Genomic DNA, 20,791 nt, shown 5'->3' on the forward strand with positions numbered 1-20,791 from the left:
CGACTATTTTCCGCTGAAACAGCCGTTAGATGGGGCTACGAACCTAACGTGGCTGCTTCTATCTGCTAACGATAGTGTTAGTAGAAACGTATTGGATTCATTCGTTGCTGCTAGCGGACTTTCCCTCTTGCCTGCACCTCCCAGAGCTCTTCGACCCGGTCGTCCCGGATACCGATGATGAGGTCGTGGAGGTTGATTGTCGTGCAGACGTGAGGCACGATGAACTCTAGTCGGTCGCCGACCGCGAACGACCCGTCTGAGTCGCTGATGTCAATCCACCCGTGTTCCTCACTAGCGTTGACGTATTCAATGTCGTCGCGGTTCTTCGGGACCGGCATTTGCGGTTTGTCTAACGAGAACGTTTTGCTCCCTCCATCGACGACAAGTCGGTCGTTATCCGGCACGGAGATGACCGTCGTGATGACCGTCGCTGTACAGTCGTTTTTGCACACCTCCCACGGTCGGAGTTCGAGTTCGCCGACATCGTTGAAAGGATACATTCCCGGGTTAATTTCGGTTACCACCGGATGCTTACCACTGTATCTTGATGTCGCTGTCCCGCCGATTTTCACTTCGTCTACGGAGGTTACAGCGGCCTCAATGTCCTCAACTACATCCTGGGCCAGTTCCATTGCGTCCCAGCACAGTTCGTCAAACTCCGATTCGGTCGCGGCTTCGGCTTTCACGTGCGACTCATACGAGAGGATACCGTTGAATTCGAGGTTGGCCGCCTCGTCGATCCGCTCCGCGAGAGCCACGGCTTGGGGGCCAGGACCGATACCAGTCCTGTGCAATCCCACATCAACTTCGAGGATAACCTCAACCGTCGTTTGGTGCTCGTGAGCGGCTTCTTGGAGGCAATCGATGGTCGCGGCCGAATCGACTGTCGTCGCCAGCTTCTCGACCTTCTGCGAGAGCCAGCAGAACCGGTCGAGTTTCTTTTTGCCGACAACCTGATACGACAGGTAGATGTCGTCGATTCCGTTTCGCGCCATCGTTTCCACCTCGCCAAGTGTTTGACAGCATATTCCACCACCGTCAGTCATTTCGTCCTCGAGCGCTGCGAGTTCGGCATTCTTGTGCGTCTTAGCGTGTGAACGGAGTGATATGTCATTCTCGTCGGCGAACGCCGCATACTCTTCGATATTGCGCTCCATTGCATCGATGTCGACAAGCAAGGCCGGGGTTTCGAGGTTTTCGACTGGTTGATAGAGTTTTGGGCCCATTTCGTCAGTCGTCCACATAGACATAATCCGAAGGAGGCACTCCTGAAGGAATAAACTGTAGGTAAATGCAAGGGTTGTGAGAAGATTCGCCTCGCGTACGTCCCACCGAATCGACTTCCGAGCGAGGGTATGTCTTTCAGGCTTGGGTCCAGAATTCATTTCGGGATCGATAGGCTATCCGTAACCAGGGATAGCGGGAAGGAGAAGATGCTAAACGAAGAGCTGTACGACACTGACGATTCTGAACTCGCGGCCGAACGGGAACGAACGCGAGAACTCACTATACAATCGTACAGCAGTACATGAGCAGAGCGAATGACGAGAATGCTGACAGCACTCTTCGGGTCGATTAGTGAAAAGTGCGTCGTCGAGCCGCCATTTCGGTGTGAATATAGCTACACTCGACAGTGGTCGACGGCCTCAATAATGTCGTTGTTACTGCCCACAGGAGTAAAGAGGTCCCCCACCGAGCGGTTCCCGATACGACCGAACGTCGTGTGCGAGGCGATAGCGGAGTAACAGTGGAATAGCTACTCCATTCGCAGCTATACGTCAGAATCGACCTCATTGAGGGCTTCTGTCGCAACATCGCCCAGCTCCCCAGCTTCAATATGTGAGTATCGCTCTCTCACCATCTCCTCGGAGTTATCGAGATACCGGGCTGCAACCGTATACCCAAACGCTCTAACGAGGACCTCACCCATCCCACGTCGGCCGCCGTGCGGTGCGAGGTAGTCGTGTTTCGGATGATCGATGTCGATGTCCGCTACGTCTGAGAGACGCTGGAGAATCGATCGTGCACCATCAGTCGTGATTGATGGCGGTCGAACGTCCTCCTCAAGCGCTAGTAACAGGTCGCGAGCGTACTTGTCACGTCGCTCCCCAATTGCATCCGGACGTTCCCCGCGGTCAGCCAGCTCGTCCTGCACAAGCGTTGCGAGTGTCCGCTGGTCGAACGTCGGGAATACTGGCCAGCGCTCAGTTGGTGGGTCCATTAGCTTTCGATAGCTCCGCAACGGCGAAATTACTGGGTCGGGGAGACTTGCGGCGTCCCACTGCTGTTTCTTCCGGTAGACGTCCATACTCCCATCTTCAAGCGAGATATCTTCCCAGCGAACCCCGCGCCGGCGTGGATCGTTTGGGTCCCGAAGCAGTTCCCCGACACGGACGGCTGTATACGCGAGCACGAACACGAGCGCACGGTCACGAGTTACCTTCAGCGCAGTGTATCGCGCTCGCTGCCTGTCAAGAGAATTCGTATCCTCTGGGAGTGTCGTGTACGTCTCGATAGCATCGCGGGCACGCTCGTCGACATATCGGGTGAGTGCGTGACGCTGCTCAAACGTCCAGGCCTGCTGGTCACCGGGTTTGCGACCGTCATCTTCAGGAAGCGGCGCCATCGCACTCGCTCGTTGGGCGTAGTGCGCTTCGAGGTACCCCTCATTGACGCACCAGCCACACCACTAGAAGGCAGGCATGTGACCAAATAATCGGTTGAACCGAGGTTCCTTGCGACATACCCTGACCATACGAAAAGGTCCTGAGAAGACGCTGAGGGTGGCGATTCAGAAACAGCAAGAATTCTCCTGAAAATAAAGAACGTAGAACAGTGCCGCCGCTCAGGAGTCAGCGGACACAGAGCGGCTTAGCGTTAGTCGGGCGGGTCGAGGCCGTAGTATTCCTTCGCCACCGTGAGGAACTGATTGGCATCCACACGCGGCGCGTACGTCGCGTTCTCGCCCTCGATAGCGAGTTTCACCAGCAAGTCCACGAGCCGCCAGACGTTGTACAGAACACACGCAAATACGAAGTTGAAGAACCGATATGTGTGGCGTTTGCTCGTTGTGCGGACACGGAACGTCTTGATTTGCTTGTAGCCGTTCTCGATGCCCCAGCGGTGGCGGTAGCGGCGAACCCTCCGCTCAACCATGTGGATGCGCTCTACCTCGCTATCATCCTCGTTCAGCGTCACGCTGGGATGGTTCGTCTCGAACAGCGCGTACGCTTGTGAATCCTCCTTGCTCCCGACGGTCGGCTCGTTCGCTTCCTCTTCTCGAAGTTCTTTCGTGAGGGCGCTGAACCCGTGCGAGGCCTCATCATCGTCCAGTTCGATACCGAGGTCAGCAAGTTCTTCGCGCATCTCCTCTCGGATGTCTGGCCTCTCATCATCCTCCTCGTTCTCGTCCTCGAAGTCGCCGTCACCACTGGACGGGAGGTACATCCGCTTGCGGGTCGGGCCATTTGCAACTGTCTCCTCCTCGATGTGAACCGTCTTCCCGGCACGACGAAGCCGTGTACACGTCGCCTTCTCTGATTCGTGCTTCCGTGCGCCGTTCAGATAGTAGACGCCATGCTTGTCGCACGCGTCCTTCACACCCTCGCTATCGAACTCTCTGTCCATCATTACGAGTTCGATGTCGTCCACGAGGTCGAGCGCATTCTCCAGCAGGCTGTCCACGATGTCGGCTCGCTTCATCCCTCGTTTGACCGGCATCGCGTCCAGCACGAGCGGGATGTCGTATCCCACAATCTGGATTGAGGCCCACTGATAGTACACTTCACCGTCTTTGTAGCCGAGAATCCAGTCTTCCGTGATGTTGTTGCCCTCGTCGCGCTCAATTTTGCCCGTCCACGGATTACCCTTCGTGATGTCGATTGCGGCCATGAGTTTGCCGACGAGTTCGGCGTTGTGCCGAGCGCGGGCGATGAGCATCCGGTTGGTTTCGTGGAGCATCGAGCGCGTCTCTTCGGCGGAGAGTTTGCCAATCTGGTAACGGTGATTCGACGCACTTGGTGTGCGGTCACGCTGGGATTCGATGTAGAAGGAGTGCTGGCCGCTCTGGGCGTACATATTCTCGCGCATTCCCATGTAGGCGTGCTGTTCCCAGAACGCGTTCTCGTGAACCACGGTATTGTCAGCCCGGTTCAGATAGAACGCATCCGTGACGAACGGCTTGGCCTGTTTCCAGACTTCAATCGTTTTCTCCGCGACCAGCCGCTGTTCACTCCGCTTCGAGGAGATGTCTCGTTTCTCGGGTCGGAACACGGGGTCAGGAGCGGGAATCCCTTGCTCGCGGGCGAAGGCGAGGGCTTCCTCGGTGGCCGTCCGCACGAACTCGCGCTGTACGTCGGTGAACTCTTTGTTCCACATCTCCCAGAGACGTGACTGGCTCGGCGCACCGCTCGTGTCACGGCTGTGAGCGACTGGGAATCCGAAGTCGCGGCAGACGTTGGGGTGCGCATGGAGAAATTGGTGGAGGAGGCGTTCGCGGCAGTCCCACGCGAGCCGAAGCATATGCGCCTTCACCCACGCGTAGAATGAGGTAGTGTTCCGGTGCCAATCAGCCCGGTTGTCGCCGTAGGTATTGTCTCGGAAGAAGGCACTCCGAAGGACTTCAACGAAATCTGGCTTCTCGGCGTAGTGGGTGAGAAAGTGGATACTCCCGTTGTGGGCCTCGCCGCTGACGGTGAATGTGAAGTACCTGTCGTGGTCAAACGGGGATTCAGTAGGCTGAGCAACTGACACTACTCGATAGCACGAGAAATATCTTATAAAACGCTATGGATATTCAGAGACTAAAAGGAGAGTTCAGGATTCTGTCTCGTTGTTGAGCCAGTCGCTGTCATCTGATACCGTCTCAGTCTCAGTGAAACAGTGATTCGCATCAAGGTCGTTGGAGAGATGAATCGTATCGCCCTCCTGTACACGAGCAGTCACCGCGTTTCCTTTGTATTCAGATTCACAGTCCAGTATTAATGGAGCATCCGTGACGCTGGACTCTTTTCCGTCAACTACCGCTCGAACGTTCACCCTCTTTCCTTTTGAGACCTTACCAAGAGATACGACTGTCTGAACCTCTGGTGAGTAGTTTCGAATCCCGGCGGGAAGTTCGATATATTGCTGGACTAAGGTATCATCTCCGTCAACTACGGTGAGTTCGAGGATATGTCGAGCCTTCGTATTGTTGAAGACGGTTATCATCAGACGTTGCTTGGGTGCAAGAGCAGTGCATCCTGCTAAGCCCATAACAGAGACTACACCAAGTCCTTGGAGGAAATTGCGGCGGGAGGGGTGGAAAGTCATTATATCTCGTTCGAGCATCACCCGCAAGTACTTTCTGGATATTGGACACTATTCCGTGGCAGTCCAACCGATTATTTCTGACGTGCCTGACTTCTGCACCACGCAGAGATATAGCGGTAGTAGGTTTGTACGGTATTCTGCTTGAGACCTCGATCGCCGGCGAGATGGCGGGCGTACTCTCGGAAGATACGCTCGTCGAGGTCGTCAAAGGTTGGCTCGCGGTCAACATCGTCAGGAACGATTCCGGTCCAGTCACCGTCACTGCGGTCGCCGGCAGCCCACTCGACGAACCGCTCAAGTTCGCGTGCTGCATTACGTCGATAGTTTCCGCCGTCGCCACCGCGGCCTTTCCCCTTATCCTGGAGGTACCGCTCGAAGCTATCGTCAAGCGATGTCGAGAGTGACCGGTCAGGCATCGTCTGGTCCTCGCTGTTCCTGGGAGCTCGGTCTCGGCGGCTCTCCCCCGGGTGAAGCGACGTTCTGAGTTGGTTGCAGCATTCGTGCTTACCGGACGGCGTGGGGGTACTAAAAACTGGTCGTGATTACTCGTATAATCAGGAGCAGCAGACCAGATCAAGTAAGCCTCCGAATTCAGGCGTCTGTAGCCGTCTACATCCTGGATTTTGGAATTTTAGAGTTATATAAATCGTATAGTGCTATACTAAATTCTCAGCAGCTTGAGCTACGACTGCGACGGTTATAGAAGAACTGTGATGCGTGATTTCGTGGAGAACGACGTTACGGAACAACAGGAATCACATATCAGAGATTCGGTCAGTATTCATAACGATCTCACTAATTTCGGGACCAATTGAGAGTGTTACAGTAAGGGAATCGCACTCTACCGAAATAGAAGAGTCACAGCCGATTCTCGGCTCGCTTTGAGCAGCGGAAGGTTGTTGCCTACCGTTACGGCCGACGAGTGCTCGTATTCGGCTGAAGTTCAGCTTGAACGAGCCACCAACTATTCTCGAGAAAACACTCTGTAGAGGTGGTGTAAGTAGTCGTGTTCAGATGTCTGTTACAGGTATCTGTGACTACTATCTGTGATAGTAGTCTGTGATTAAGGCTTAGCCATCTCAAAGTGCTTCTGAGAGAGTGCTATATACCAGCCGACACAGGTCGATCAAGAGGAGTATACAACGTCTGAACTATCGTCGGTTCTATTGAGATGAGATTCAGTGTGCCTTTCAAGCGTACGTGGAAACTAGTAGTACCCCCTGTTACGAATGTCTGTAATAGGTGCCTGTAACAGCCTTCTGTAATAGATTCTCCTCAATAGATGAAGCAGTTATTAGCTTCCGATTATCTGTTACAGACATGGGTGACCGGCTTGTGTTACAGATGTCTGTAACAGATATCAATAACAGTTAGTTGTTACAGACGACAGAAAACAGCAGCAGCGGCCTAATGCTGACTAGATTGCGGGACAGAGCGCCACAGATAATAATTACAGATAAAAGTTACAGACGCCAGTTACAGATGTCTGTTACAGATATCTGTCCCAAGCGTCTGACACAGATTTATGATACAGTAACCAAGATATCGGTACGTATGATTACGGCCGTAGTATACTCGGAGTCAGGTGGGACGTATAAGACGACAATGACGGCTAATCTCGCAGTCGCACTAGAACGAATGGGTCAGAACACACTCGTACTTGATTTTGACCCACAAGAAGGGAACCTCACGAGTCTCTTCGACGCCGGTGAACATCGAAGCGACCCGGACGCCGACAATTTGGTCAAACATATTCTGGACATGCCAGACGGTGAGTTCGGCGACCTTATCGAGACGACAGCGGAAGGAGTCGACATCATCCCGAGTCACGACATGCTCGGCGATTTCACGTCGAATCTCGAGCAGAAGATTTCCTACGAAACTGGCATGCAAAATATGAGCCGGGATGAGTACCCACGCTTCGAGCTCCTGTACGAGCTGCTCTGGGAGAGGGAGAACCTCCACGAACAGTACGATGCGATACTCATCGACCCTAACGCGCGAGCGGAGGACCTGCTCTACAACGCGATTTTTGCCCTTCGAACCCTCGTCGCACCGGTCAAACCGGCTGGGAAAGGGAACCTCAGCTTGGATGGTCTCGACGAACTCGTCGGCAACATGGAAACACAACTAGATATCGAAATCGGTCTTTCCTGCGTTGTGCCGTCGGGCGTCGGACAGACTAATGCGCATCGCCAATACCAGCAACAGTTCGAGAACACAGCCGAGTTTGCGACCCCCGTGACCATCGGCAATCGCGAGAGTCTCATGGACGCGATGTGGGAAGCCAGAGGATCGGCTTTCAAAGTGGTCGAAGAGCGCTGGAAGACGTTTGAAAGAGACGGTGAGATGGTCAGTGAGCCAGGCCAACGACGGGTGCGTGATAGAGAGATCGACACGCTAGAGAAACTGTACGAACTGGCCTGGTTCATCGCAACACAAACCTTCGACGCTGACGTCGATCCGGTACTCAAACTGGAAATCGACGGGCACGAGAACCAGCAAATCGAACTGACTGACGACGAGTCAATGGAGGCGACGACCTCATGAGCAACTTCAAGTCAGGCTCCGGAAATCTCGATTTCGGTAGCGATAACGACGGCAAATCAGCCGACGAATCGGTAGAGGACCAGAGCCAACCTGAGACAGAGAGTGAGCCTGCCCCATCTGGAAAGAAGACGACAGCACCGTCAGAGAAACCCTCGTCAGGAGCAGTAGAGAGTCCCGATAATGAATCCCCAAACGAGTCTTCGACACCTGACTATCCCTACTTCGTCCGGCGGAACAACGTCGGCGACGAACGCGACAAGCGACTAGAAATCCATCTGCGAGACAAAGTCGCCGCTCAGGAAGCGGCGTTCCGGAACGAACTTGCTACCGAACTGGAAACTGATGAAGTAGCGAAGACGGATGCCCGCGAGTTTGCGTTACTCGCTGCGTTCCAACATCCCGAACAGGTCGCTGAGCTGATGAAGTCAGAAGGATACGGCGCACTGGATTAAGTGCTCTAGAACAAGCAAATAGACATCAAGGGAGACGGACACAGCCCCTGAAAAATCAACTTCGGAAGTTTCCAGAGACGCACGATTTCCGGTGTCAGAAACCACCTAAATGCGGATGAGAATATAGATTCAGCTGGGATGTAAAGGTGGCTTTCCGGAAACAACCCGGTCACGCTTGTATAATTCGACGTAAAATCAGTCTGTCAGGACACATGATTCGCGATGCGCGCATCCTCCCCACTGAGTTCATTCCTCGAGAAGTTGAGCGTCGCAACCAAGAGGTCAACCATCTCACTAGTGTTTTCAATCCGATGATAAATGACGAACCAGCTGATACTACTATTATGACTGGTCCCCGCGAGACGGGGAAAACCTGCCTTTCACAGTTGGTCACTGAACGCCTTCGTGAAGAGATTGACTCCACTGGCGCGACAGGCACGCTAGCTCGTTAAATATCCCGTCGGCAACGCGGCCTGCTTCAACATCAATCTCTCTCGAAAGTTTTGCTACTATCTCTAGACCGATAGCGACCCGATGCCGGCGGCCGACCTCTCGATACTCCGGCTCGCTGTTCCCAAGACCGAGGCGACTGGTGAGCAGTACGATGAACTCACCGTCAACAGAATCCTGTCACCCGTCGGATGAGAATAACCGGATATCCAGCGATAATTAGAGAACACTCAGAACAGTACGCTGTACGGATGGATCTAATCACCCCACCATGTCCGCTGTTCTCGAGTGAAACGAAGAGTGAATCAGAATTACTGCGGACATAGTGGGGTGGTTCGACTGCTTCAGAACTACCATTGTATAATATTGGAGTCAGTAGCACCTCTAGTGCGGGAATAGTTGGAAAAGAAAGGGTGTGGCAACAACTCAATATATAAAACACCCCACTATGTCCGCAGTTCTATACTCTAACTGCCCAAAGAACTGCGGACATAGTGGTGTATGACTTGGAGAGTTCAAACAAACACGATTTCGACTACTAACTGAAAGGCTATCACGAGAGGAGTTTGGGAGACTATTATCGACTTAGGGCATCTATTGAGCCTGTTTTGCCATGATTTCCGGGAGGGAACAAAGATTGATCTAGTGAAGGGTGCCGTTGATGAGATTGGATCCGTTTAGCGACACCGAGAAAGAAAGAGTTACCCTCCCACCCCACTGTGTCCGCAGTTCTTTGTATGGAGAAGAAGGCAAAACCGAGACTGTTACCCTAGTGTCAATCTCTAGAATAGATTGACTGGTGATTAGCTGTCGTTCGGAAACTACCGTACTACTACATAATAAAACTATCCTAGTCTAATATTCATTTAATCTGCTGGTTGGTAGTCTATCAGTAGTTACAGCGGACATAGTGGGGTGGGTGTGTTCCTCCTTTCTTTATATAGGTATAGAACAGCGGAAACTGCGGACACAGAGGGCGGGGGTGGTTTTATTATCCATCAATTCATACAGCCGACCAATGGGTATGTTTGAACGGGACACGGAAATCTATCGCAATCGGGATGCTCTTCGAGGTGATTACCAACCTGACGAGCTTGTTGGCCGTGATTCTGAACTTGAGCGATATAAAACAGCACTCCAACCCGTCATCAACGGGGAACAGCCGAACAATATTTTCCTATACGGAAAAACTGGTGTTGGAAAAACTGCTGGAACACGTTACTTGCTCGATCATCTCGTTGACGACGCAGCGCAGTATGATGATATCGACCTTACAGTAAAGATGCTCAATTGTGATGGTCTCTCGAGTAGCTACCAGATTGCAACGCGATTAGTTAACAAGTTCCGAGACGACGCAAATCAAATTAGCACCACGGGATATCCGCGTGCTACTGTCTACGATATGCTCTGGGACGCGTTAGACAGCTGTGGCGGGACGGTTCTAATCGTACTGGACGAAGTGGATCACGTCAATGATGATAGTATCCTCTATCAACTACCCCGCGCACGGGCCAATGGTAGCTTGTCAGAAGCAAAGATCGGAATCATCGGGATTTCGAATAACTTCTCCTTCCGAGACAATCTCTCTCCCAAGGTCAAAAGCTCGCTCTGTGAGGAAGAACTGCAGTTCCCAGCGTACGACGCCCAAGAACTGATCGAAATTCTTCAGCAGCGTGCTACTGTCGCATTCCACGAGGATGTAATTGATGAGGGGGTTATCGAACTTTGTGCTGCCTATGGTGCGAAAGACGCTGGTGATGCACGGCAATCACTTGACCTCCTGATGAAAACCGGGGATCTGGCACGAGATCAAGATACAGATGTTATTACAGACGATTTAGTTCGCCAAGCCAGAGAAGCTCTTGAACGGGGCCGAATTCGTGAAGGAATTTCCGGACTCACCCAACACGGGCACTTGGTTCTCTATGCGCTACTCACACTAGAACAACAAGGCCAAACACCGGTTCGATCTCGTGATGTTCGACCCCGATACACAAAATTTGCCGAGCAAATCGGGGTAGACCCACTCGTGCCGCGCCGAATGCGGGATCATCTCGGCGAATTATCGATGCTCGGTATCATCACTAGCGTTGAGCGAAACGAAGGCCGTCGGGGTGGAACATATCGCGAGTACTCTCTTGATATGGATATCAGTATGGTACTGACTGCGCTCGAAGAGACGGTGGAAAGTGTTGGCGTCCACGAATCTGTCGCAGACCTTGTCAGTCAGGAGACCACCCTTACTGAATATACCTGATATTCTGAGAATATGTCTCCGCTTTCACGAGAATAACCGTCAGTGCTGGCTGAAGAACTGCGGACATAGTGGGGTTGTTTGGTGTTCAGTCTCTTGAATTTCGTCGCGCTTAACCAAGAAACCCTATACATAGTGTACTTGGCAGTTTGAATTCGTGCCTGCCGGTGTACTGGCACAGCTCGACACGAGTAGGCTCGGATAATCGGTCGCTCTCTGGCGAAGCTCCTTTGAAAACTGGCGGTGAACCAACGCAATTCCGTACACATTAGCGCACTATTCTCCAATACCGAGGGTGTCTGCCAGTTCATGGTCCCACCGAAGTGCCGACCTAACTGGACTCTCAGTCGAAAAGCTCCGGACACAGTGGTGTGTTGAGTCGGGAAATAGTGGTGTATGTAGTCCCAGGTTAGATCTTCGGCTGAAAGCTCCGGAAACAGCAGTGTATCTTCTAGCACCCCTCGAATTCGCCTCGTACTACGAGACACAGCAGATCCGAGCCGTCGAGAGCGTGCTGTCACCACTCGGATGGGACCGATCCGACATTCGTCGAGAGTTCTCAGCTGAGAGATGCCGTCTTGAGTTCGTTCGGTGCCGGCGACGATTTGTAGTCGCAACTTCACGCCCCACCCCGGATTTCCGTCGTTCCGATCCAACCCCACGTTTCCGACGTTCATTGTCCGATATCAGCGTTAGAATGCTGTAATTCGGTGGAATTGGATTGGTGACAATATAGTCGTGTTTCCGACGTGAGATAGGAAACCCGGAGACAGGAGTGTGGCCTCGATCTCGAATTCCGAACCCACACACCCCACGTTTCCGTCGTAATCACTGAACAGGTGGGGAGGGGACTCGAAGAAGGCCTCCCCGACAAGATACCCAAGACGAGAGCGGCCTAGCCGTCCATAGCTGGCCGTCTATAGCAGCAGTTGGAAAGAATTGTTTCATCTGAGGGGGCGAAGTATTTCGCCTCCTTGTTGGCTGAATTACACTTACTGGGTTCTTCTCAGCTATACTACTCTAATCTATGCATTATAAAAGTTATTTCATATCTATATTATTTCTAGATCAAAATAATTATCCACTGCATAGTACTATTCGTGGACTCTCCCTACGCTATCGTGGAGAAACGACGGAAACGTGGGGGGTGTGGCCCCTTCGAAATCAGCCGCACCCCTCCACCCACGTCCGGTTACGACGGAAACGTGGAGTGGGTGTCCTCCCTCATCGAGTTTTACTCCTCCGGGTTGACCGGCCCTTTGTACTGGGAGCAAATTTTCTCACCTTCTCGCCACTGCCAGTAGTAGTAGCGATTGTCGTTGATATCCTTGATCGTGATCGTCGCTTTGGCAGGGACATCGTCTGGGAGATCGTCTGGTCGCTCCTCGACTTCGTCTTGATCTGCCGATTCCTCGAGACGGGCCTCACGTTCCTTGTGCTCGGCGAGCGCTTCAGCGAATGTAATAACGTCTCGGAGCCGTTCCGGGTCCGACTTGTTGAGCGTGTTGACGATCTCCGTCGGGAGGTTCGCCGGTGGGGTCGGGGGTTCGTAGGACATCGGCTACTCTCGTGTTAACCAACACAATCCGCTAATCGATAGTTTTGTTGGTTAAGACAATAGGGGCGGCTCCTGTATCTGCTGACTGTAACACTACTCGAAACTCCTTTATATACAAGTTTCGTACTATGTTACACTGTGCTCCGACGCATCGAACTCGAGGTCCTCGCTACGGTCGACCGCGGCGACACGATCTCCGAGCTCGCGGCGAAGCTCGACCACAGCGAGAGTTACCTCTCTCGTGCCGTCGCCGACCTCGTCGAGAGGGGGCTCGTCTACACGGAACGCGACGGCCGGCGAAAACGGGTCGTTCCGTCGGATGCTCGCGCCGTCGAACTCTACCAAGATCTCGTCCGTCAGCACTCCCACATCGACTTCCCCGAGCTGCTGACCGGTAAGGCACTCGAGGTGCTGTACTACTTCGACCAGCCGCGAACCGTCTCCGAAATCGCCGACCGGAGCGACAACTACCGCAACACGGTCAACCGAGTCCTCAAGTGGTTTCGCAACCGTGGTCTCGTCGGGACGGACAACGGCCGCTATGATTTCAACGCCGACTTCGACCGCCTCCACGAGTTCGCACATGAACTCGCACACCATCTGCATCGCGAACGCCTCGAAGCCGTCGCCCCGAAGGGCACGTTTCTCTGGGAGGACTACGACGAATTCCTCGCCCAGGCCGAGACGGAGATCGATGCAGAGAGATTCCACGAAACCGGCCTCCCTCGATTCGCGGCTTTCGACCTCCAGTTCCTGCTCACCGGCCACCGCTACTACTTCTACTCCGAGGACCTCGACGCAGTCTCGCCGGCGGAGTTGTGTTGTCACACCCTTTTGATTGACGACGGTAGCCGTCACCGCTCATACTGTCTCCTCCTGCTCAGCCACGTCAACGTCGACGAGGAGGACCTCCGAGAGCAGGCGGTTAAGTATGACCTCGAAGACGAAATCGACGCCTTGCTCCGCTACCTCGAGACGCACGGCGAGGTCGATGACGACCGGCTCCCGGCGTGGGACGAGTTCCAGGAGCTGGCGGCTGACTACGAGGTGCCACTCCCACAATGAGACCAACATTCGGCTGCGAGTGAATCTGCCCGAGGTCAAGCTTCAGGGCTTCCTGCTTCGATGACACGCTTTGCATCTACTTTCAGGGAAGTAGACGTAGGGAGCGCAGTCTCCACAGGCGTTGATTCGGAGCATCCCACCCCTACTTTCGCCTTACCGCGAGTTCGGATATTTTTCGCTGCATTCAGGTCCCGACCCTCTTCGTGATCACATGCCGGACACGAATGCTCGCGTACCCACACCGGCTTAGGCGTCTCTACACCACACCGCGAACACTCTTTCGACGTCCCAGCTGGATTAACCCGGATGACGTGTGTTCCATACAGCTCGCCCTTATACTCTAACAACCTCAAAAACCGCGACCATGCCGCATCCTGCTTGCTTTTCGCACTCTGACGTGTCTCCAACATTGGCTTCACATTCAAATCCTCAACCGCTACTAAATCATACTCCTTCACCAGCCACGTCGTGAGTTTGTGTTGGAAGTCGAGTACGACGTCCCAGCCGTTTTCCGCAAGCGAGAGTCGCTAATGCAGGAGATGTGGGACTCACGCGCCACTGCCTACGAGGTCGTGGAAGAGGCCTACAAAGACGGTGAAAAAGGCGTCCGACGCGTTCCGGACCGCGAACACGAGACGCTCGAAAAGTACGACGAGCTGGCTGCTGATATCGAGGAGGCGTTCGACGCATGAAGTCTGGTGCCGGCTCTCCGTTCGACGAGGACGACTTCGCAGAGGAAGACGAGGGTGAAAGCGTCGAGACGACCGAAAGTGAACCAGAACTATCGAGCAGCGAGGAAACTACGGCCACGGACCGAGAAGAGACGACGAGCGATCTCCCGTACAAGTACCGGAGAGACGGGGTGCAGGACGGCCGCAGTCACGGGAATATCTTTCTTTGTGACGAGGCTGAGGAACACGTCGAAGAGCTTGTGGATCGGATGGACGACGTTTTCGACAACGAGGCAGTCTACAAGATCGACGTGCTGGAAGCTGCTGTCCTCGCTGTGGACGAACCAGATCGGACACTGGAGGATGAACTTCGGAAAATGGGCTACGGGATGAAATAAAGTACAGTTTAGGGGTGTGAGGCCCTTAACACGATGCAGATCGGGTCGATACACCCCCTATCGTCGGCGTCACCGGCTACGGTATGATGTTGTGGGCTTTCGTATTTTCGTGCGCGTTATCCTACCGAATGAGCGTCAAGTCTTCTGGGGTGTCTGAATTGAGGGTGACCTTCTAATAGCAATATCAAGTAAGGTTTTTAACTGTTACCGGATTATAGGTAACTACCAGATGTACGAGGTACTCGACGAGACAGCGGCACAGGTCATCCTCGCTATCGAGAGCGGTGACTCCATCCGCCGTGTCTCGCAGCACCTCCACACGCCGTACGAGACGGTGAGACAGGCCGTCAATCGCCTTGAAGACGCAGGCTACGTTTCCTATGACGATGGTCTCACTGTCGTCGACGGGCGCGTACGCGACGCAGCGCGCGAGTTCGTCGCTGCCAGCGCCGGCGTCAGTCCACCCTCAATCGAGGAGGCCTACGTTATCCCACAATTCGGAGACTGGCCGTTCGCGTTCACACGGATCGATGCTGTCTACGTATGGACCCAGGGCGGCTACCAGGTTGGTCGCGAGCCGGACGACTATCCGCTATTCCTTGCCGTCCGCGAACAGGACGTCGATACCTGGGAGGCGTTTTTCGACTCGTTCGATCTTCCCACCGCATTCGAGCGACAGCCCCGAGACGAACTGGATGGGCCGCTGCAGATCGTCCTTGAGTCACGCCCGTCACTCGAAATTGAACACGTCGAGGGGTACCCGGTAATCCCGAGAGACGAGACGATCGAGTACATGCACGAGAACTACGCCCAGTTCCAGTCGGCACTGGCGATGCTCAACCGGATGTACGAGGACCTCGACCTCGGCGTCACGTATCGGGAGACGGAACGGGCACAGCCATGAGTTTCAACAACCGAAGTGATGCGCTCATCGAACTGCTCGAGGAGCTCATCCAAGAGAACCACGAGTACGTTCTTGTCGGCGGTTACGCTGTCTCAGCGTTCAATGCTCGCTTCTCCACGGACCTCGATATCGTTGTCGCACCAGACTCCAAGGCTGAGTTCGTCGAATTCCTCGAACGTCAGGACTTCGAGAAAACAGACAGTCACGCCAAGGAGTGGTTCTACGACACCGAAGTCATCGAGTACGAGAAGCGGCTTACGCCGCAGCAGCCGATTGGCTTCGATTTGCTGGTGAATGGACTTGGTTGTCGCCAGACTGAGGCACAGTGGTCGTTCGACTACCTATACGACCACAGTCACCAACAGGAGGTTAGCGGCGGGACGGTAACGACGACCGCCAGAGTCATCGATGGGGCGGTCCTCGTGGCGGCAAAGCTCCATAGCGGCCGCGAAACAGATCTTCGGGACGTCCTGGCAGTCGCAGAAGAGATCGACCTCGAGACAGTCACACCCCACTTGCAGCGGGGCGATGAAGATGCGCTACGTGAGCAACTTGAGCGTGGACTGGAGATTTTAGAGAGTGACGAACTCAAGCACGGGTATCGGAGTGACTTTGGAGCATCTGCTGTCTCAGAAGAGACGGTTACCACCCTCCAAGAGTATCTGTCTTCTCAGATTGACCAGCTGAGCTGACAACGATTACGGGTCTCGTCGGTCAATACCCAAGAGACAGACATCGCCAACCGAGTTTGCATACCTACCCACCCCCCGGATTTCACGAGAGTTTCCAGAGAAATGGTGGGAGCAGGCTCAAATGACATATTCTGTAACCTGCTTGTAAATCGTTCACTAGCCTAACTCAGGGCAATAAAGAACGAGTCATGCAGTTACGGAAGTCAGCGATCAGCTAGCCGCTATGACATCGAAGATCTCAAAGTGGACGGTCCTTCAGATCTTGGAGGTACCCCCACCCCGGATTTCAAATGAAATCGGTTCCAACGGAAGGAGGGGTTAGTTGGGAGGGGAGCTCCATTAAGAGGGTAGAGAAGGTAGCTTGTGCGGCAGAGATGTTCTATCCAAAGAAGATAGCGTTTTAAGTTTCAGATGGAAACTAGTTGTTCATTCGCGTTATTATATATTTTATTGTAACGGTAAAGTAGTAGTAGTAGTAAAGCTGTAAAAGCTGAGTTTTTGAGAGGTAGAGGAAATATTAGACCTAGCCCAATCTCTGCTATAGCTGCATTTATACCACCCTCCTAGAGAAACCCAGTTAGAAATCCGTCAACTACTCATTCACCGTTTTCTCATAGTACATACCAACCTGACACCGAATTTCAATTGATTTCCCGTAGAAAGCACCTCTACTCCGCAGATAGCCGGGTTTCACGAACGCCCCCTCTATAGCTTCTCGGCTAACAACGGGGGTTACGCCTGCTTGAATTCATTTGAAATCCGGGGTGGGTGTGTAAGGATCGCTGCATCCCGGTCGTTCATTCGGGAATTTCATTTGAAATCTGGTGTGGGTATGAGCAGTATTCAAGGTGTCCTATCCTCACGAATCATCTGAAATCTGGTGTTCTCTATGAGTCTGTTCGTCTGGTATTCGATGCCTCTCATAAGAGGGGGTCAAGGAGATAGAAGCAGCGATGCAGGTGGATCCAAATGACAAGTGGATTCGGGGGGAAAGAACTAAGTCGATTTCATTTGAAATCCGGTGTATGGCTTCAAGTGAGGAGCAGATGAGCACACTCGGCGATTATGCTGCCGAGCACGGAGCAGTTGCCCACTCTCGCTCCAAGTCTCGCGATGATCCACTTTCTGTCCTGGACGAGGAAGATCCCATCTTTGCTGATGAAGATTTACTCCGTATTGACCATATCCCGGACCACGACAAAATCGTCGGGCGAAATAATCAAATCGAAACCGTTGCTCGTCGATTCAAACCGGCAATCACTGGTGGTTCAGGAAAAGGGACACTTCTGCTAGGAAAATCTGGCTCCGGAAAAACACTCGTTACTCGGTATGTTTGTCGAGAGGTAGCGGAACGTGGTGCAGATAATGATGTTCGTATTGGTCGTGCTATTATCGACTGTGCTCAACGCCGATCAGAAGTCCAAACCATCATTCATCTTGCGAAGAGCCTGAATGATTCCGACAAAACAGGGGTGAAGATTCCGCAATCGGGCATTGCGACGGGAGCTTACTACGACCGGTTATGGACGATTATCGACGAACTCTATGACGCCGTTATTGTCGTCCTTGACGAAATCGACCGTCTTGCACCGCCTGACGATGTTCAAAACATTCTCCCAGAGGAAGCAGATGATAGCAAACTCCTCATGCAGCTGTCCCGAGCTGGTGAGGAGAATGACATCGAAGCCGGCATTACAGTTACTGGCATCAGTAATGACCTCAAATACGGTGACCGATTAGATACTCGTGTCGAGAGTTCGTTCGCCCCAGATGAGATCGTTTTCCCTGCATACGATGCAAACCAGCTCGGCGACATTCTAGACCGACGTCGCGACGCCTACCATGGCGATATCCTTTCGGGGGACGTCATCCCATTGTGTTCAGCGTTTTCTGCGCAGGAACACGGCGACGCACGGCGTGCTATCGATCTCTTCCGACTTGCTGGGGAAATCGCACGTAACGATGATGCCGACCTGGTCCGTGAAGAGCACGTCCGCGCTGCCAATGATGATGCCGAAGTGACGCGAATTCAGGATCTTATTCGAGGGTGCCCAACGCAGGCAAAGATTGCGATTGCCGCACTTGCCGCAATGGATGAGTTCACAAACCAATCGCATTTCAAAGCCACTGAAATGTATCAGATCTATCGTGAATTCGCGCAATCGATTGATGCGGATGTCCTCGGACAGAAGCGAATCACCGATCAGCTTCGAGAGTACGAGACGCTGAAAATCATCGATATGGTTAGAACGAGCGACGGGTACCGAGAGGGAACATATCTACAAATCTCGCTTTTGGACGAGGCAAGTCTCTTGCTTCAATCGGTCGGCCTTGATGACCGCTGTTCGGAGATTCCGATTGACTCACGGATGCGCCAACGAATCGTCGATATTGTTGGTCGCTAGTCTCTGAGCTTTTCAAAGATTACACGTTCTTGGAGACTCATTTTGTGCCCTCTCGGCGAGTGGAGAGGAAAACAAATGACTGACTCACCACTCAGTGCGTTCAGTAGCGATAGTACCGACCTCACACCTAACGCCGAGAGTGTCGCTCGCTGTGCGACCATCACGCCCGCACCCGATTGCCAGGGCGTTTCGTGGAGTACCCCCGATAGCGACTGGGGCCTCACAACTCGTCGGCCGTACTCAAGTATCCACACGTCCGGTGGTCGAGCACACCAACAACAGACTCGCTGGGTCGTCGACGGCGACGTCGGCGCCTACGTTAGGCAGTCTGGCACCGGCGAGGTGCGTTCGATTCCGAACACCTACGGCGAATTCAGCAGTGTCGAAACAGACGTGACATTCGTCGACGGACTCGGCGCTCAATATGGCTACGGATTCGACGGCAGCGTAATCGAGAAAGCGCTACGAGTGCTCACTGGCGGCGGGCGGTATTCAGCCTCGAAGTATTCGCTCACTCCCTGTGGTCGCCAGCCGTGGGTCTTGACTGGCCCTGAAGGCACGCTGCTGTGTAGCTGTGCGCCAGTCGACCGACCTACTGAAGGGCGGCTCACGACCGAGGTGGAAACCGACACCAGCACAATAGCAATCGAAGAACAGAACCAGAGAGTCCTCGACGGCGTCCATCAGTTCATCTGGCTCATCGAAGACTCGGTAGGCGGCCGGATTACGAGCGTCGAGTACCAGCGCACCCGTGGCGAGACACAGCACGTCTTCGTCGACGACGAGGCTGACGAGCAGTGGGCGATCAGCGCCGGGGACCTCGCACAGCTGGCGTCGCTAACGACCGACCCATCGAGTATCCAGGGCAGCGTCGGACGAGGTATCCAGCCGCCCCGTGGGGGTGAGACGATCGTCGCCGAGTGGGATGGGCCCGGGCATCCGGTCGGATATCTAGAGGACGGGGACATCATCGCTGGCTATGAGTTCCACTGGGAGACACCCGCCGGCGCTCTCGAAGATGTCGCGACGGTGCGGACCTATCGCCTCACACAATCGTATGGGACGTGGACCGTCGAATATCGCACCGACCGCATCGCGACGGTCGTGCCCTGATCGAGAGCGTCGGTTCGCATCATTCTGCGGGTGTCGATTTTGTGCTTCCCTGGTGGGTGAGGGAATTCTCGATGAGTACCGATCAGCAGCAGCCAGCCGACGAACAGGAGCCAGCAACCGAGACGCCCGATACGCCCGACAGAGTCACAGATAACGATGCGACTGCGCTCTTTACTGGGCCAGCCCCGACGCAGTTCGACCTCGCGGCGGATGTCTCAGTCCTGAAACCCATCTTTGAGGTGGCCGCCAGCCTCGTCGAGCAATGTCGGATAGCTGTCTCGGCGGATGGGCTTGCAATGCGGGCCATCGATGCCGAATGTGTCTCGATGCTCGAGCTGCGAGTGGATGCAGCGTCGTTCGACAGTTTCGACGTCACAGAGGGCGTCCTCGGCGTGAACGTTCAGCACGTCGTGGATGCGTTGTCAGTCGGCAGTGCAGACGACGGCGGGCGACTCACGCTGAACGCCAGTGTGAGTGAACTCGAAATCGACGTCGACGGAATCACCCGGACGACTGAACTTATCCCGACCGAGTCCATCAGAACGCCGCCGAGCCTGCCCGAGATCGAGTCGCCGGCGACGTGTCACATCTCGCGGCCGGACCTCTCGTTCGCGCTGTCTGCCGCCGGTGTTCTCTCGGAGCGAGTCGAAATCGACGTCGACACTGATGATGGGGAACTTCGGCTCTGCGCCAATGGCGACGTCGATAGTATGGTGTACCGCCGTGAATCTCAGGAACTGGTCGCGTTCGAGCCTGCCGACGCACTGGCGCGGTTCGAGACGAGTCGCCTCCGTACTATCGACCGTGCCCTGCCGGGCGAGGCTCCTCGGAAACTTGAGGTGGGCCAGCACAATCCCGTGCGAATTAGCGCACCATTCCCCGACGCCGAAGGCGTCTGTCAGTTCATGGTCGCACCGAAGCTGCCGACCTGACTGCGCTCTCGGGCGAAAAGCTCCGGACACAGTGGTG

General features: G+C 54.0%; 16 protein-coding genes and 4 pseudogenes. 13 read left to right on the forward strand and 7 right to left on the reverse strand.

What is annotated here, in order from left to right:
- Window positions 1–110: 110 nt before the first annotated feature.
- Window positions 111–1,226 carry an alanine racemase gene (locus EGH23_RS22770; RefSeq protein ID WP_220582288.1) on the reverse strand — a complete coding sequence of 372 codons (1,116 nt, stop codon included), beginning with the start codon at window positions 1,224–1,226 and terminating at the stop codon, window positions 111–113.
- A 207-nt stretch (window positions 1,227–1,433) separates the two neighbouring features.
- On the opposite strand from EGH23_RS22770, the gene EGH23_RS27335 reads away from it, so the two are divergent.
- Window positions 1,434–1,532, forward strand: a complete 99-nt coding sequence (locus EGH23_RS27335; RefSeq protein ID WP_425433267.1) for a maltose acetyltransferase domain-containing protein — start codon at window positions 1,434–1,436, stop codon at window positions 1,530–1,532.
- 239 nt (window positions 1,533–1,771) lie between these two features.
- Here the strand turns inward: EGH23_RS27335 and EGH23_RS22780 are convergent.
- The 4 genes and pseudogenes from EGH23_RS22780 to EGH23_RS22795 form a co-directional block, all read right to left on the reverse strand.
- Window positions 1,772–2,689, reverse strand: a pseudogene (locus EGH23_RS22780) (site-specific integrase); the annotation flags it as partial.
- A gap of 188 nt (window positions 2,690–2,877) precedes the next feature.
- Window positions 2,878–4,752 carry a transposase gene (locus tag EGH23_RS27115; RefSeq protein WP_220582290.1) on the reverse strand — a complete coding sequence of 625 codons (1,875 nt, stop codon included), beginning with the start codon at window positions 4,750–4,752 and terminating at the stop codon, window positions 2,878–2,880.
- A 63-nt stretch (window positions 4,753–4,815) separates the two neighbouring features.
- Window positions 4,816–5,310: a twin-arginine translocation signal domain-containing protein gene (locus EGH23_RS22790; protein WP_220582291.1), complete on the reverse strand. Its 495-nt coding sequence runs from the start codon at window positions 5,308–5,310 to the stop codon at window positions 4,816–4,818.
- 95 nt (window positions 5,311–5,405) lie between these two features.
- A pseudogene (locus EGH23_RS22795) lies at window positions 5,406–5,726 on the reverse strand (phage integrase SAM-like domain-containing protein); the annotation flags it as partial.
- 1,138 nt (window positions 5,727–6,864) lie between these two features.
- Between EGH23_RS22795 and EGH23_RS22800 the strand changes: the two are divergent.
- The 4 genes and pseudogenes from EGH23_RS22800 to EGH23_RS22810 all read left to right on the forward strand — a co-directional run bounded on the left by EGH23_RS22800 (window position 6,865) and on the right by EGH23_RS22810 (window position 11,019).
- A complete protein-coding gene (locus EGH23_RS22800; RefSeq protein ID WP_220582292.1) occupies window positions 6,865–7,860 on the forward strand; it encodes a ParA family protein in 996 nt (331 codons plus the stop codon).
- Complete coding sequence (locus tag EGH23_RS22805) at window positions 7,857–8,312, forward strand: DUF7970 domain-containing protein (protein ID WP_220582293.1); 456 nt, start codon at window positions 7,857–7,859, stop codon at window positions 8,310–8,312. Before EGH23_RS22800 ends, EGH23_RS22805 begins: the two co-directional genes overlap by 4 nt.
- A 212-nt stretch (window positions 8,313–8,524) precedes the next feature.
- Window positions 8,525–8,728, forward strand: a pseudogene (locus EGH23_RS27120) (AAA family ATPase); the annotation flags it as partial.
- 1,052 nt (window positions 8,729–9,780) lie between these two features.
- Entirely contained in the window at window positions 9,781–11,019 is a 1,239-nt protein-coding gene (locus tag EGH23_RS22810; RefSeq protein ID WP_220582294.1) for a Cdc6/Cdc18 family protein, read from the forward strand.
- Window positions 11,020–12,250: 1,231 nt separating this feature from the next.
- Here EGH23_RS22810 and EGH23_RS22815 read toward each other — a convergent pair.
- Window positions 12,251–12,574 (reverse strand): DUF6788 family protein, encoded by a 324-nt coding sequence (locus EGH23_RS22815; protein WP_220582295.1) that lies wholly within the window; start codon window positions 12,572–12,574, stop codon window positions 12,251–12,253.
- Between the two features lie 138 nt (window positions 12,575–12,712).
- Between EGH23_RS22815 and EGH23_RS22820 the strand changes: the two genes are divergently transcribed.
- Window positions 12,713–13,639 (forward strand): MarR family transcriptional regulator, encoded by a 927-nt coding sequence (locus EGH23_RS22820; protein ID WP_220582296.1) that lies wholly within the window; start codon window positions 12,713–12,715, stop codon window positions 13,637–13,639.
- Window positions 13,640–13,674: 35 nt separating this feature from the next.
- On the opposite strand, the pseudogene EGH23_RS22825 reads toward EGH23_RS22820, so the two are convergent.
- Window positions 13,675–14,133: pseudogene (locus EGH23_RS22825) on the reverse strand (RNA-guided endonuclease InsQ/TnpB family protein); the annotation flags it as partial.
- On the opposite strand from EGH23_RS22825, the gene EGH23_RS22830 reads away from it, so the two are divergent.
- The 7 genes from EGH23_RS22830 to EGH23_RS22860 all read left to right on the forward strand — a co-directional run bounded on the left by EGH23_RS22830 (window position 14,119) and on the right by EGH23_RS22860 (window position 20,754).
- A complete protein-coding gene (locus EGH23_RS22830; protein WP_236045022.1) occupies window positions 14,119–14,331 on the forward strand; it encodes a hypothetical protein in 213 nt (70 codons plus the stop codon). The pseudogene EGH23_RS22825 and the gene EGH23_RS22830 sit on opposite strands and share 15 nt — an antisense overlap.
- Window positions 14,328–14,708 carry a DUF7970 domain-containing protein gene (locus EGH23_RS22835; protein WP_220582297.1) on the forward strand — a complete coding sequence of 127 codons (381 nt, stop codon included), beginning with the start codon at window positions 14,328–14,330 and terminating at the stop codon, window positions 14,706–14,708. Before EGH23_RS22830 ends, EGH23_RS22835 begins: the two co-directional genes overlap by 4 nt.
- Window positions 14,709–14,937: 229 nt before the next feature.
- Entirely contained in the window at window positions 14,938–15,612 is a 675-nt protein-coding gene (locus EGH23_RS22840; protein ID WP_220582298.1) for a helix-turn-helix domain-containing protein, read from the forward strand.
- On the forward strand, window positions 15,609–16,304 hold the full coding sequence (locus EGH23_RS22845; RefSeq protein WP_220582299.1) for a hypothetical protein: 696 nt from the start codon (window positions 15,609–15,611) through the stop codon (window positions 16,302–16,304). Before EGH23_RS22840 ends, EGH23_RS22845 begins: the two co-directional genes overlap by 4 nt.
- A 1,025-nt stretch (window positions 16,305–17,329) precedes the next feature.
- Window positions 17,330–18,709 carry a Cdc6/Cdc18 family protein gene (locus EGH23_RS22850; protein ID WP_220582300.1) on the forward strand — a complete coding sequence of 460 codons (1,380 nt, stop codon included), beginning with the start codon at window positions 17,330–17,332 and terminating at the stop codon, window positions 18,707–18,709.
- A 75-nt stretch (window positions 18,710–18,784) separates the two neighbouring features.
- Window positions 18,785–19,822 carry a hypothetical protein gene (locus EGH23_RS22855; RefSeq protein ID WP_220582301.1) on the forward strand — a complete coding sequence of 346 codons (1,038 nt, stop codon included), beginning with the start codon at window positions 18,785–18,787 and terminating at the stop codon, window positions 19,820–19,822.
- 71 nt (window positions 19,823–19,893) lie between these two features.
- Window positions 19,894–20,754, forward strand: coding sequence for a beta clamp domain-containing protein (locus EGH23_RS22860; protein ID WP_220582302.1), 861 nt, complete (start codon window positions 19,894–19,896; stop codon window positions 20,752–20,754).
- Window positions 20,755–20,791: the final 37 nt, after the last annotated feature.

The organism is Haloarcula nitratireducens (genome assembly GCF_019599505.1).

Coding starts and splice junctions, on each gene's coding strand:
- EGH23_RS22800 (WP_220582292.1), top strand. CDS start 6,865: ATGATTACGGCCGTAGTATACTCGGAGTCAGGTGGGACGTATAAGACG.
- EGH23_RS22810 (WP_220582294.1), top strand. CDS start 9,781: ATGGGTATGTTTGAACGGGACACGGAAATCTATCGCAATCGGGATGCT.
- EGH23_RS27335 (WP_425433267.1), top strand. CDS start 1,434: ATGCTAAACGAAGAGCTGTACGACACTGACGATTCTGAACTCGCGGCC.
- EGH23_RS22855 (WP_220582301.1), top strand. CDS start 18,785: ATGACTGACTCACCACTCAGTGCGTTCAGTAGCGATAGTACCGACCTC.
- EGH23_RS22845 (WP_220582299.1), top strand. CDS start 15,609: ATGAGTTTCAACAACCGAAGTGATGCGCTCATCGAACTGCTCGAGGAG.
- EGH23_RS22805 (WP_220582293.1), top strand. CDS start 7,857: ATGAGCAACTTCAAGTCAGGCTCCGGAAATCTCGATTTCGGTAGCGAT.
- EGH23_RS22850 (WP_220582300.1), top strand. CDS start 17,330: ATGGCTTCAAGTGAGGAGCAGATGAGCACACTCGGCGATTATGCTGCC.
- EGH23_RS22860 (WP_220582302.1), top strand. CDS start 19,894: ATGAGTACCGATCAGCAGCAGCCAGCCGACGAACAGGAGCCAGCAACC.
- EGH23_RS22790 (WP_220582291.1), bottom strand. CDS start 5,310: ATGACTTTCCACCCCTCCCGCCGCAATTTCCTCCAAGGACTTGGTGTA.
- EGH23_RS22835 (WP_220582297.1), top strand. CDS start 14,328: ATGAAGTCTGGTGCCGGCTCTCCGTTCGACGAGGACGACTTCGCAGAG.
- EGH23_RS22815 (WP_220582295.1), bottom strand. CDS start 12,574: ATGTCCTACGAACCCCCGACCCCACCGGCGAACCTCCCGACGGAGATC.
- EGH23_RS22840 (WP_220582298.1), top strand. CDS start 14,938: ATGTACGAGGTACTCGACGAGACAGCGGCACAGGTCATCCTCGCTATC.
- EGH23_RS22770 (WP_220582288.1), bottom strand. CDS start 1,226: ATGGGCCCAAAACTCTATCAACCAGTCGAAAACCTCGAAACCCCGGCC.